This is a genomic window from Acetobacter sp. UBA5411 (genome assembly GCF_002409645.1).
In the GTDB taxonomy this organism is placed as follows: Bacteria; Pseudomonadota; Alphaproteobacteria; order Acetobacterales; family Acetobacteraceae; genus Acetobacter.
In genome coordinates this window covers 196,525-209,532 of the sequence record NZ_DHNR01000019.1, presented here as the reverse complement: position 1 = coordinate 209,532, position 13,008 = coordinate 196,525, and the positions used below count along the sequence as shown (strand labels likewise).

Sequence of the window (13,008 nt, the reverse complement as noted above, 5' to 3'; positions counted from 1 at the left end):
CGTCTATTCGTGAATGACAGACGGCAGCCGCCGCCACAGGACGCTTTTCCGCACCATGCCAACAACGAATGAAATCCGCTCCGCTTTTCTGGATTATTTTGCGTCCAACGACCACCAGATCGTCCCCTCGTCATCACTGGTTCCCAGTAATGACCCGACGCTGCTGTTCACCAACGCTGGAATGGTGCAGTTCAAGAACGTCTTTACAGGTCAGGAGACACGCCCCTACTCCCGCGCCACAACGGCACAGAAGGTTGTAAGGGCCGGAGGCAAGCATAACGACCTCGACAATGTCGGCTATACAGCCCGGCATCACACCTTCTTCGAGATGATGGGTAATTTCTCTTTCGGGGATTACTTCAAGCCCCGCGCGATTGAGCTGGCCTGGAATCTTATCACGAAAGACTTCGGTCTTCCGAAAGAGAAACTCCTCGTCACCGTCTACTCGGAAGACGAGGAGGCAGCAGGCCTGTGGCGCAAGATTGCCGGTCTCACAGATGAACGCATCATCCGCATACCGACCTCGGACAATTTCTGGCGTATGGGCGATATCGGACCGTGCGGCCCCTGCTCGGAAATCTTCTACGATCACGGTCCCGACGTGTTCGGCGGCCCTCCGGGTTCTCCCGACGAAGACGGAGATCGTTTTGTCGAGATCTGGAATCTCGTGTTCATGCAATTCTTCGAGGACCCACCGGGCACGCGCACGCCGCTTCCCCGTCCCTCGATTGATACCGGCATGGGACTTGAGCGCTTTGCCGCCATCATGCAGGGCAAGCGCGATAACTACGACACCGACACATTCCGAGCCCTGATCGAGGCTTCCGCAGAGGTGACGGCCCAGGCTGCTGACGGCCAGTTCAAGGCGAGCCACCGCATTGTGGCCGATCATCTGCGCTCCTCGGCGTTCCTGATCGCGGATGGCATCCTGCCTTCCAAGGACGGCCGCGGTTATGTGCTGCGTCGCATCATGCGTCGCGCCATGCGCCATCTACACATGATGGGCACGTCGGAGCCTGTCTTCTACAAGCTGCTTCCTGCCCTCATCCAGCAGATGGGGGCGGCCTATCCAGAGCTCGGACAGACGGAATCCCTGATCCGCGAGACGATGCGCGGTGAAGAAGAGCGCTTCAAGGCGATGCTTGGACGTGGCCTTTCGCTTTTGACGGAAGAAACCGATAAACTGCCAGCTGGCGGTGCCCTGCCGGGCGATGTTGCCTTCAAGCTGTATGATACGTTTGGTTTCCCACTTGATCTGACGCAAGACGCCCTGCGCTCAAGCGGTCATCTGGTGGACGTCCCGGGCTTTGAAGCCGCCATGAAAGTGCAGCGGGATCGCGCCCGTGCAGCATGGTCCGGTTCCGGTGATACAGCCGTCGAGACTGTCTGGTTTGAGGCACGCGACAAGTTCGGCGCGACCGAATTTCTTGGCTACAGCACTGAAACAGCTCAGGCAGAAGTCCAGCTTATTGCCGCGGGTGGCGTCAGTGTTGAATCTGCTGGACCGGGCACTGAAGTCGCCATCCTTCTCAACCAGACACCTTTCTATGGCGAGAGCGGCGGACAGGTTGGCGACACCGGTGAGATCGAAGCACCGGGTGTTAAGGTGGCCATCTCCGACACCCAGAAAAAGCTCGGCGATCTTCTGGTGCATTATGGCACCGTGACAGAAGGCACTCTGAAAACGGGCATGGCAGTCACGGCAAAGGTGGATCACACCCGTCGTTCCGCCATTCGCGCGCATCATTCTGCGACCCATCTCCTGCATGAAGCATTACGTCGTCGTCTGGGCGATCATGTCATGCAGAAAGGCAGCCTCAATACGCCGGACCGCCTACGTTTCGATGTCAGCCAGCCTCGCCCGATCACCAAGGAAGAGCTGAACGAGATTGAGGCTGAAGTGAATGCCCGCATTCGGGAAAACACGGCTGTCACAACCCGTATTATGACGCCGGATGAAGCCTCGGCTGAAGGTGCGATGGCTCTGTTCGGTGAGAAATATGGCGATGAAGTGCGCGTCGTCTCCATGGGCGGCAAGGATGCGGACGGCAGCAAGCCTGCGTGGTCCGTGGAACTATGTGGCGGCACACATGTCAGCCGCACCGGTGACATCGGCCTGTTCCGGATCTCGTCGGAATCTGGCGTTTCGGCAGGTGTTCGACGGATCGAGGCTGTGGCCGGTTCCGCAGCAGAAGCCGTGGCTGTGGCCAATGAAGAGCGCCTCTCCCAAATCGCTGCGATGCTGAAAGTGACCGTGGCAGAAGCGCCAGAACGCCTTGCGACACTGCTGGAAGAGCGCAAGATCATGGAGCGAAAAATCTCCGATCTCCAGCGCAAGCTGGCAGCTGGTGGCAGCGATGCGACCAAAGTGGAAAAGATCGCGGGCATTTCTTTTGCCGGTCGCAATGTCGGCGAAACCCCAGCCAAGGAGCTGAAAGGGCTGGCTGACACAATCGGCAAACAGATTGGCGAAGGCGTCGTGGCTCTTGTCTCGACAGCAGACGGGAAAGCCAGCGTCGTGGTGGCCGTCAATCCTGCGCTGCCGGAGGGGATTGATGCCGTGTCCCTCGTCAAGGCTGCCAGTGCGGCCCTCGGTGGGAAAGGCGGCGGCGGTCGTCGTGATATGGCGCAGGCAGGCGGTCCGGATGTCGGCGCAGCTGACGCGGCGCTCAATGCTGTTCGTGCCGGGATTGAGGCCGCCGTAAACGCCTGATCAACAGGTATCAGAAGCCACATCCGGATGATGTCGATTGCATCATTTGGATGGCTTCTGTGTATTGCTGGAACCTTTTCCCGGTCACCAATCGCTTCGTCGAACAGATCAGAGCGCTGGAAATATCTCGATATCCACCTCAGAAACAAAGCAAAGATATCAAGACAACAGTCTGATACTAAAAAATATTTTTTGTATTTTCAGCAAAGCCGATTTCATGCGGTATTCAAAAACACTTCAGCAAAAGCCTCTCGGAAGCAGGCCTAGGCACAGCCAGAGATGACCTTCGCACCAGTCGAGTAGAGACTGCGTTCTGATCGGGATAGAAAGACACCCTGTCTGAAACCATTCACTGATGGTTTCAATCCGACGTGTCGTTTTCACGTCACGTCGGACCAGTCTGCAACTGAAATCAGTGTGTCGCGGGCAAGGGTGCCGCCACAATGCCCTTGGGAGCAGCAGGATTCACGACAGGCTGAGGCGGAAAGACAGGCGCCAGCGTCGACTGTGTAAAATACAGGACACCATTGGACTGGGGCACGCCCGTCACCCACAGATGATTACTGGCACCCGCTGCATTGCTGACCAAAGGCTGTCCAGTTGCCGGGTCGAGCGAAAAGGTCAGCGGAATTCCAGCAAGCGTATTCAGACTGAAGGCATGCGTAGACGACTTGGCAAGAAGATCCTTGATCTTCTTTACAGGCCATTTACCCGGAACGATTGTATAGGAAATCAGCGCTTTCAATGAGGCCCGATTGGCCGGATCAAGCAATCCGTTCTGGAACTGCGCGGAGTATTTCGCCAGCGGCTCATTGGGGATGGCAAAGACCGTGTAAGGGCCTTTTTGCTGCAGAACAGCGAAATAGCCTGAAACATGTAGCGCCTGAGCATAATTCGCCAGTTCAATCGCCGCTGATACTGATTCCGAAATGGGGCGGTCACAGTAAATCGGCGTTTCCGGATCTGCGTAGGCAATCCGGCTGTCAGGCGCTTCTTTCTCGCTGGCCGGGGTATAGTTTCTGGTGCCCGAGACGGTTGGAGCCATGAAGGAACAGACGCTGCCTACCTGTTTGTAGGAATCCTGTCGTGCCTTGCTCTGGCATCCTCCGACGGACAGCGCCATCACCATAGCAGCGCCTGCTGCGCCCCACTGCACTGCCCGCTCTGGCCGCATCCTGATATATCCCCGTTCCAAATCCCACGCCCCCGCCCTCGGCGGGTGGCTATCCTGTTACTCTCTATGGGGTCCGGGTTTCGTATCTGTAAATCCCTCGCCAGACCGCAAAGGAGACTTACTCCTTTTTTCAAGTCTCTGGAAAGTGGAGACAATCAGCAACCATCGCCCCGCATGGTCCATCCACGAACCAGTCCGTCAGACAGCTCGAACGTGGTCTGGCAGACGGAGTTGTAATAGCTTGGAGGGAAGCCACCATCCATGCCCCAGCCCCAACCGCCCATTCCACCCCAGCCTCCCATGCCGCCCCAACCACCCCAGCCACCGCCCCAACCTGGACCGCCCCAGCCCCAACCCCAGCCCATGCTGCCGGGATAGTACTCGGTCTGGTTGTCTATGTAGGCGAGGAATAGGTGGTTATTGGCCATAAAGGTCCGTGTCGGCACGCCAAAGGCACGCACGACGTCTACTTCCGTCTTGCCCACCAGAGCATCGAGCTGGCGACGCTGCTCCTTTGTTGGACCTGAACAGGCTGTCAGGGAGACCAGCATCAGAGAGGTAAGCGTCAGAGACGTGCCTATACGCCGGATGATCATAACAAATTCCCCGATCATTTCTCCCGCACAGTCCGGCTGGAGAGGGTAGCTACAGTTTATTGGGACAGGATGCTTGCGCGAAATCAGCCCATCCACAAGATATCTGACAAACGCGGCGCTCCGGTCGCCAGCATCACCAGCCGGTCAAATCCCAGCGCGATACCCGATGTTGGCGGCAAGAAAGGCAACGCAGCCAGAAGATTTTCGTCCATTTTCCAGTCTGGTCGCTCTGGATATAAGGCCGCCCGCCTTTTCCTGTCACTATCGAAACGTTCCCGCTGTTCTTTGGCGTCGGACAGTTCCTCAAAGGCATTCGCCAGTTCGACGCCTCCAATATACAGCTCGAATCGGAGTGCTACGCGCGGGTCTTTTGGACAGCGACGCGCCAGAGCCGCCTGACTGGCGGGCCAGTGGGTGAGAAAGGTCGGCCTGTCTCGCCCGATGACAGGCTCCACCCGCTCAAGCAGTAGTCGAAAAAAAAGATCTTCCCACGCTTCATCCGCCCTCAGGACAGCGCCAGCCTGTGCTGCCAAGGCTTCCGCATCATCGGCTGTCGCCAGAACATCCGCGCCAACATAACGCTGAAAGGCCTCCGCAACGGTAAGCCGCTCAAACGGCTCCGTAATCGGGATCACGCATCCATCACGCTGGACGGTGGGAGGAAGAAGTGTGCGAACAAACGTTTCCGTCTCGTCCATCAGATCATCAAGACCCGCACCCGGTCGATACCATTCCAGCATGGTGAATTCGGGCGCATGCAGGGCGCTGCCTTCTCCATTGCGCCAGACCCGCGCCAGTTGAAAAATTTTCTGCCCCGTCGCCGCGACAATGCGCTTCATCGCAAATTCGGGGCTTGTGTGCAGGAAAAGAGCCTCCCGTTCACCGGTCGGCGCTTCCCGTTCCGTGGCGAACACGTGGAGATGCACTTCCTCACCGGGAGTGGACACCGCGTAAGGTGTCTCAACTTCCAGATAGTCCCGGCCGTCAAAGAACGCTCTCGCTGCCTGCATCATCAGGGCACGACGACGTAGCAGCGGCAGGCGTTCCGCGATGCGTGCGGTATCCTCTTGTGCCCTGTTCTCGCTCATGCCTGTGCTCCCTCGCCTTTTCATGCAGCGACTGATGCCGCGGCCGTCGGACTGCCGCAAGCCAACCACAGTTTCGTTGCCTGAATATTGCGGGAAAGCCTGCGAAACCATTAGAAGCGGCTCATGTCGTTCTCCCGCCTCTCTGCCGCCGGTCTCAATTCAGCCCACACAAGAACACTCCGGACACCGGAAGAACTTGTGAACGCCGGCTTTGTGACGCACGGCACCATGCCTGCCATCGGAGAGGTTGCGGAGAAATATGCCACTGCCATTCCGCCTGCTTTTGCGGATCTGATCGAAACACCGGATGACCCCATCGGCTTGCAGGTCATTCCCTCCCCGGATGAACTGGTCACGGCCCCGCATGAACTCGCCGATCCAATCGGTGACGACGCCCTGTCACCCGTGCCGGGGATCGTCCATCGCTACGCCGACCGCGCCCTGCTGAAACCGCTGCTGATCTGCCCGCTCTACTGCCGCTTCTGTTTCCGGCGCGAGCATGTCGGGCCTGATGGCGGTCTTCTCGACGAAGAGGCTTTGGCTGTCGCGTTTCAATGGCTGAGGGAAAACTCCGCCATTCGGGAGGTCATTCTGACGGGCGGTGATCCGCTGATGCTCTCGTCAAGACGGCTTGAGCATATCATGCGGGAACTGGCGTCCATTCCGCATGTCACGACCTTGCGGATTCACAGTCGCGTCCCGCTGGCCGCGCCCGAGAAAATCACGGACGCGCTTCTGGACGCCATGGATGCGGACAAGGCGGTGTGGATGGTGGTTCACGCCAATCATGCGCGGGAATTCAGTGCTGCTGGACGTGAAGCTCTGAAAAAAATTCAGCGCAGAGGGATTCCCGTTCTGGGTCAGTCGGTTCTTCTACGTGGCGTCAATGATAGCGAAGCCGCGCTGGAAGACCTGTTCCGGGCCATGGTTGAGAGCCGGATGAAGCCCTACTATCTGCACCAGCTTGACCCTGCCCCCGGCACGGCCCGCTTCCATGTTCCCATCGAGGAAGGACGCAGACTTCTCGCGGGTTTGCGAGGGCGCGTGACCGGCCTGGCCTGGCCAACATACGTGCTCGATATTCCGGGGGGATATGGGAAGGTTCCGCTGGGACCGGACTATGTTGAGCCGTCCCTGAGCGCGGTCAGCGATCCGAACGGGCAGAAACACGCCATTCGCACGCCGGACACTCAGTAAAAGTGAGTCTGTGTGGCAGCCGAAGCCGCCACACAGACTGGCATCACATATGGGTCGCGTCTGGAGCAGGCTGCCCCTGAGGAGCCGGACCATTGTTCTGCGGAGCGCTGTTGCTGGGGTTCATTGTTCCCGGCTGGGTTGAATGTTCCACGTCATAGGCCGTGGCTTTTTCGGCGTAGGTTCCTTTTGCGCCCGGATGCTCCTTGTCATACAGAGCGGCCTTGGCACGGGATTCCTTGCGGTAGCGGTGACGGACATACATGCCGGTCACACAGCCACCCATAGCACCCAGCACTCCGTGGTGATTGGCTACGTGGCCACCTACAGCGCCAGCAGCACCGTATTTGATGCAACCGCCGGGTTCGCTGGCGTGCGCGACCGGAACCACACCGACAGCCATCACGGCCGCGAGGGAAAGAGAGAGAAGTTTTTTCATTACAGCGCCATTTCAAAAATCAGGTTCCACCGTAGCGGAACCAACTCTCCGAGTTTGCCCCAGAATTGCGGCGAAAACCAGAACAACGACAATACTTTGTAACATTTCACGACTATTGATGGTCCGTGCGGGCTTGACGTTCTCCCATGAGACCGGTCATGACCTCCGGCAGTTTTCTTGAGTGGCCCAGTTTTTGCGGAGTTCCATGTCATGTCGCTTACACGCCGTGCCCTGCTAGCACTCGCCGTTCCGGCCACGATCGCACCGAATCTGCTCGGTCAGGCACTGGCCGCTGATACAACCGACCCCCGCATGGCTCCGCGCGCCTTCGGCAACCCGAACGCCAAGGTGGTGGTTGAAGAGTGGTTCTCCTTCACCTGTCCGCATTGCGCCCGCTTCGAGTTGGATGTGTTTCCGGAAATTCGTAAGAAACTGATCGACACAGGTCGCATCCGCTACGTTTTCTGCGATTTCCCGCTTGATCGCACGGCCCTCATGGCCACGCAGGTCGCCCGCAGTCTGCCGCTTGAGCGGTATGAGCCCTTCATGACTTCGCTCTTCTCCAATCTCGACCGCTGGGCTTATGGCGAGAACGTCAATCCGGAAGAACAGCTTCGCAAGATGGCCGGTCTTGCTGGCATGTCACCGGCTGAATTTGACACTGCCGTCAACGACGTCGCGTTCCAGAACGCCATTCTCGCCGAGCAGACACGCGCCGAGAAAGACTACAAGATCGACAGCACCCCGGCCTTCCGTTTCAATAACGAGGTCTATCGTCAGGGTGAGCTGACCTATGATGCGTTCGAGAAAAAAGTCATTGCGGCTGGCGGCTGAACCCTCAGCCAGACTGACGCTCTGACGGCGAACGCCACAACCATCGTGTCTGACACTCACGCATCTGCCCGGGGGGCTGGATGAGCGCACGCTTCGTCCAGCTTCGTATCGCGGGCTTCAAAAGCTTTGCCGACCCGGTTTCCGTGGATATTCTCCCCGGTCTGACCGGTATTGTCGGGCCGAACGGCTGCGGTAAATCCAATGTTGTCGAAGCCCTGCGCTGGGCCATGGGTGAAAGCTCGGCGCGCTCGCTGCGTGGTGGCGAGATGGATGACCTCATCTTCGCCGGAACGACCAATCGCCCTGCCCGCAACCTCGCCGAAGTCACGCTGGTTCTGGAAAACGCCAAGGGGCTTGGCCCCGGCCCATTCGCCGAACAGGACGATCTGGAAGTGTCTCGCCGCGCCGAGCGGGGTTCCGGCAGCGATTACCGCCTGAACAGCAAGGCCATTCGCGCCCGCGACGTCCAGACGCTGTTTGCCGATCTCGCCTCTGGCGCTCGGTCTTCGGCCATGGTCAGTCAGGGCCGTGTCGCCATGCTGGTCGGTGCCCGCCCCGAAGAGCGACGCACCATTCTGGAAGAAGCTGCGGGTATCACAGGTCTGCACGCGCGGCGGCATGAAGCCGAACTCAAGCTCCGCGCCACCGAAACCAATCTGACCCGAGCCGAAGACCTCCGCACCCAGCTGGAAAGCCGGCTGGAGGGACTGACAGGCCAGTCCGAACAGGCATCCCGCTATAGGGAACTGTCCGCCAATCTGCGTGACGCCGAAGTCTCCCTGCTGGCTTTGCTCCATGCGCGTGCCCGACAGCAGGTTGAACGGGCCAAACTGGCTGCCGTGCAGGCCCGTACTGTCCTGATTGCCGCCGAAGAAGCCTCCGAAACTGCGGTTCTTGCGGACTATGAAGCCGACAAGGCGCTTCCGGCCATTCGTGAAGCCGCTGAACTTGCCCGCACAGCGTTGGAACGTCAGAGAGTCGCAGCGGAAGGCGTGGCGCTTGAAGAGCAACGCGCCGCGCAAGCTGCAGAAGCCGCCACAGAACGGCTCCGGCAGAGTGAAGCAGATCGGGATGCCGCCAAGTCCCGACTTGAAGACGCATCCGCTACACTCACACGCCTGCAGGAAGATATGGCGGCTGTTCAGGCCGCTCGAGCCAGCCTGCCCGACAGACAGGCGGAAGCGGAAGCCCAGCTCACCGGTCTTCAAGCGACGTTACAGGACGCCTCTGAAACGCTGGAACGGTTGATGACCGAGGCGACTGCGGCGCGCACGCGGTCCGAACAGGCGCAGGCCGCTTTTGAAGCTGCAACCCTGCGCCATACCCGTCTTGCCGAAGATCATGCCGCGCTGAAAAAGCAGATCGAAACGTTGCAGGCTGAACTGCCTGCACAGGATGTGCTGACGGAGGCAGAGGCTTCCGTTCAGCAGGCCGCTGCAACTCTGGCAGCCTGCCGGGAAGAGGCGGATGCAGCTGCACAGAAACGGTCTGAAGCACAGGTCGCTCTTTCCATCGCCCGTAACGCTGCGGAAACAACCAGAACCCGACACATCGAATGCGAGAAGGCCCTTGCAACGGCAACGGCCACTCTCAACGGTCTTTGCAAGGACCGTGACGCACTGGCTCAGCGCAAGGAGCAGACAGAACGCGAACTGATCCCTGATACGCAAAGGAACGCGCTGGCGCAGGCCGTGACCGATGCAGAAGCCGCACGGGCACAGGCTGTCGCCGCACTGGAAGCAGCCGAGACTGAACGGGCCGCAGCGTCCACTGCGCTGGTCGAAGCGCGTGGAAGTATGCAGGAGGACAATGCCACCCGCGCCTCAGTCGCAGCAGCCGTTCAGTCAGCCGAAGCTGCTCTACGACGCGCCGAGCAGGAAGCCGCAACTTTCGCCCGGGAACTGGCGGCGGCTGAGCAGAACGCCGTGCCGGATTCCGTTCTGGAGCAGGCCCAGAGCGCTCGTGCGGCGGAAGAAAAACGCCTGACTGATGCGGAACTGACTCTTACCAACGCGGAAGAGGCCGCCACGCAAGCAGCAAAAGACGCACAGGAAGCCGAAGCCGCACTTGGAGCCCTGAAAGCCGAACTGACCCGTCTGAAAGCGCAGATCGAAGGGTTGTCGCAGGCTCTCGGTGCCGATGATGAGGATGACGAAGCCAGCCCCATTTCCGGACAACTGGATATTCCAGATGGACTGGAAATCGCCCTAGCAACGGTGCTGGCTGAGGGACTGGATGCGCCGGATGCGGCTGTCGCGCCAGATGCGCCACGCTCATGGACATCACTGGGGCCACTGACTGCACCGCCAGCGCTGCCACCAGAAGCAACGCCGCTTTTATCTCTTCTTGCATCAGCGCCGCCTGCCCTCGCCCGTGCTCTTGGACAGGCCGGGCTCGTGGCAACCGTGGCGGAAGGCGATTCGCTGGTTTCCGCACTTCAGGCCGGACAGTCACTCATCACGCGTGATGGCGCTTTCTGGCGCTGGGACGGCTACCGCATCACCGCCGGTCAGCCGAGTGCAGCGGCGCAAAGACTGGCTCAGCGTCGCATCCTCAAGGAAACGCAACTTCGTTTCGACGAGAAAGCGACCGATCTTCCCGTAGTGGAGCAGAAAGCAGCCGAGACTGCTCAGGCACGCAATGCGACGGCTGAAGCTGTCCGCAAGGCTCGTATGGACCGTGCTGCGGTCGAAGGAGCCCTTGGGAAAGTGCGGACGACGGAAGCAGAGACTTCACGCCGTCACGCAGCCGCCCGAGCCAGACTGGACGCCGTGCGCCCGCAATGTGAACGGGCAGCACAGGCTCTTGTCGCTGCAAAACAGGCCGTCGCAGACGCACAGGCCACACAGCAGGCGCTTCCAGCACCGGAAACACTTCGCACGGCACATGAGGAAGCCAAGGCTCGCGACCAGAAGGCCACTCAGACTGAATCTGCCGCACGCGAAACCCGTCGCAAGGCGGATGCAGCCTTCGAGCAGACGCGACGGGCGCAGCAGGAAACCGAGACACGCCACGGAAATGCCGAATCCCGTCTTGGCACCATATTGCCCGAACTGGCCCGCCTCGATTCCGAACGGGTCAAGGCGGAAGAAACTGTCGAAGCGGCTCGTCTGGCGCTGGAAGCCTCGTCCGATCCCGTATCGGCTGCTACCGCACTGAAAAATGCAGAAACAACGGCTCAGGAAGCTGAACAGGCGGCTGCCGCTACTCGCGCAAAACTTGAGGCGGCTGGTCAGGAAATGACCGGGCGAGAAGCCACTCATCGCGCCATGCAGGAAAAGGCGCTGGAGATACGCTCGCGCCTGTCGGCCACGGAACCTCGTCTGGCGGCACTTGGTGTCGAACTGAACGAAGCAGCCGAAACGCTTGAGGCGGCAGAAGCAGCCCGTGCGGCGACAGTGCTCGACGATCAGGCTTCAGACCCGATTGAAACATTACGTGAAAAGATTTCTGAGCTGCGTCGCGAAGAGCAGGCTGGTCGAGAAGCGCGCGCCGCTCTTCTCGCTGAGGTCGGTACACTGACCAGTCGGGAAACCGCACTTCGGGATTCTCTGTCGGAATGGACCAGCCGCGCCAAGGCTGCCGAAGAGCAGTTAGCTGAGGCTCAAATTCGTTTTGATGCTGTCTCCGCCGACCATCAGACCCTGACGGCTCTGCCTGATGAAGCCCGCCAGCTTCGTGAGCGGACTGCGGCCACGCTGACAGAAGCCGAGGAAAAATTTGCGACGGCCAACGCGACAAGAGAATCTGCCGAGAACCGGCTGAAGGACGCGCAGGAAACACGCCGTCGGACCGAAGGCGAATTGGCGACCGCTCGGGAAAATCTGCTCCGTAGTGAAGGCAAGAGCGAGCAGGCTCAGGCCATTCTCGATCAGCTTCTGGCCGAGACGCCCGAACCTCCCACGGCTCCGGTCGGAGATCTCACGGAATCCGCGGAAACCGGGCTTCGACGCAAGATTTCCCGCCTGACCCGTGAACGGGAAGAGCTTGGTCCGGTCAACCTACGCGCCGATATCGAGGCGCAGGAAGCCGAGCAGCAGATCGAAGTCATCCGACGCGAACATGGCGAGATCGAAGCCGCCATAGCCCGGCTGCGCGGATCGATCGGGAGCCTCAACAAGGAGGGACGTGAGCGCCTGATGGCGGTCTTCACGCAGGTGGACCATCACTTCCAGTCCCTGTTCTCCCGCATGTTCGGCGGAGGACGTGCTCATCTAGGTCTTGTCGGCAGCGACGATCCGTTGCAAGCTGGCTTGGAGATCTATGCCCAGCCCCCGGGTAAGAAGCTTGCCACATTGTCACTTCTCTCGGGTGGCGAACAGGCACTGACGGCCCTATCTCTGATTTTTGCAGTCTTTCGCTGCAATCCGGCTCCGATCTGCGTATTGGACGAAGTCGACGCTCCACTTGATGATGCCAATGTCGGCCGCTTCTGCGCGCTGCTTGGCGATATGGTCAACGAAGCAGGAACACGCTTTCTCGTGGTGACACATCATCAGCTTACAATGGCTCATATGGACCGGCTCTACGGCGTAACCATGCAGGAACGCGGTGTCAGTCGCGTGCTGTCTGTCGATCTCGACAGGGCTGCGGCGATGGCGGGTGAACGTAAAAAGGAAGAGGCTCATGCCTGATCCTGACATACAGGACTCCATAGACGACCAGAAACGGAAGGGGTCTTTCCTGACCCGTTCCTGCCGTCGGAACGTTCTGATCGGGCTGTCAGTCATTGCCATCGCCGGTGGTGGACTGCTGTGGCGTGATTCGCATGCCGATGCGCTGCTGACCCGGATCCATCATGGTCTGGTCATCTGCGCGAGCGGAAAGGCGGCTACAACCACCCTTCCCTCGCCGACAGCGGAAACGTCACGGACCGATAAACTTCTGGCTGAACTGCCGCTGCCGACCCCGGAAATTCTCGATACGTCCGGCCTGCCGACGATGGTGGCGCTGGATGTGGTCCGTAATAA

General features: G+C 59.6%; 8 protein-coding genes and 1 pseudogene. 5 read left to right on the top strand and 4 right to left on the bottom strand.

The window, feature by feature from the left end:
- Positions 1-55 precede the first annotated feature (55 nt).
- Positions 56-2,713: an alanine--tRNA ligase gene (gene alaS, locus B3759_RS06105; RefSeq protein WP_291364660.1), complete on the top strand. Its 2,658-nt coding sequence runs from the start codon at positions 56-58 to the stop codon at positions 2,711-2,713.
- 412 nt (positions 2,714-3,125) lie between these two features.
- Here alaS and B3759_RS06100 read toward each other — a convergent pair whose 3' ends face one another.
- From B3759_RS06100 to epmA, 3 genes are all read right to left on the bottom strand, one after another.
- On the bottom strand, positions 3,126-3,887 hold the full coding sequence (locus B3759_RS06100) for a fasciclin domain-containing protein (RefSeq protein WP_291364658.1): 762 nt from the start codon (positions 3,885-3,887) through the stop codon (positions 3,126-3,128).
- A gap of 155 nt (positions 3,888-4,042) precedes the next feature.
- Positions 4,043-4,483 (bottom strand): hypothetical protein, encoded by a 441-nt coding sequence (locus B3759_RS06095; protein WP_291364656.1) that lies wholly within the window; start codon positions 4,481-4,483, stop codon positions 4,043-4,045.
- Between the two features lie 83 nt (positions 4,484-4,566).
- On the bottom strand, positions 4,567-5,571 hold the full coding sequence (gene epmA / locus B3759_RS06090) for an EF-P lysine aminoacylase EpmA (RefSeq protein ID WP_291364654.1): 1,005 nt from the start codon (positions 5,569-5,571) through the stop codon (positions 4,567-4,569).
- A gap of 123 nt (positions 5,572-5,694) precedes the next feature.
- Between epmA and B3759_RS06085 the strand changes: the two genes are divergently transcribed.
- Complete coding sequence (locus B3759_RS06085; RefSeq protein ID WP_291364652.1) at positions 5,695-6,768, top strand: lysine-2,3-aminomutase-like protein; 1,074 nt, start codon at positions 5,695-5,697, stop codon at positions 6,766-6,768.
- Between the two features lie 43 nt (positions 6,769-6,811).
- Here the strand turns inward: B3759_RS06085 and B3759_RS06080 are convergent, their stop codons facing one another.
- Positions 6,812-7,204 (bottom strand): hypothetical protein, encoded by a 393-nt coding sequence (locus tag B3759_RS06080; RefSeq protein ID WP_291364650.1) that lies wholly within the window; start codon positions 7,202-7,204, stop codon positions 6,812-6,814.
- Between the two features lie 210 nt (positions 7,205-7,414).
- Between B3759_RS06080 and B3759_RS06075 the strand changes: the two genes are divergently transcribed.
- The 3 genes and pseudogenes from B3759_RS06075 to B3759_RS06065 form a co-directional block, all read left to right on the top strand.
- Entirely contained in the window at positions 7,415-8,038 is a 624-nt protein-coding gene (locus B3759_RS06075) for a DsbA family protein (RefSeq protein ID WP_291364648.1), read from the top strand.
- 80 nt (positions 8,039-8,118) lie between these two features.
- Positions 8,119-12,672: an AAA family ATPase gene (locus B3759_RS06070; RefSeq protein WP_291364646.1), complete on the top strand. Its 4,554-nt coding sequence runs from the start codon at positions 8,119-8,121 to the stop codon at positions 12,670-12,672.
- A pseudogene (locus B3759_RS06065) lies at positions 12,665-13,008 on the top strand (hypothetical protein); the annotation flags it as partial. The gene B3759_RS06070 and the pseudogene B3759_RS06065, both read left to right, overlap by 8 nt.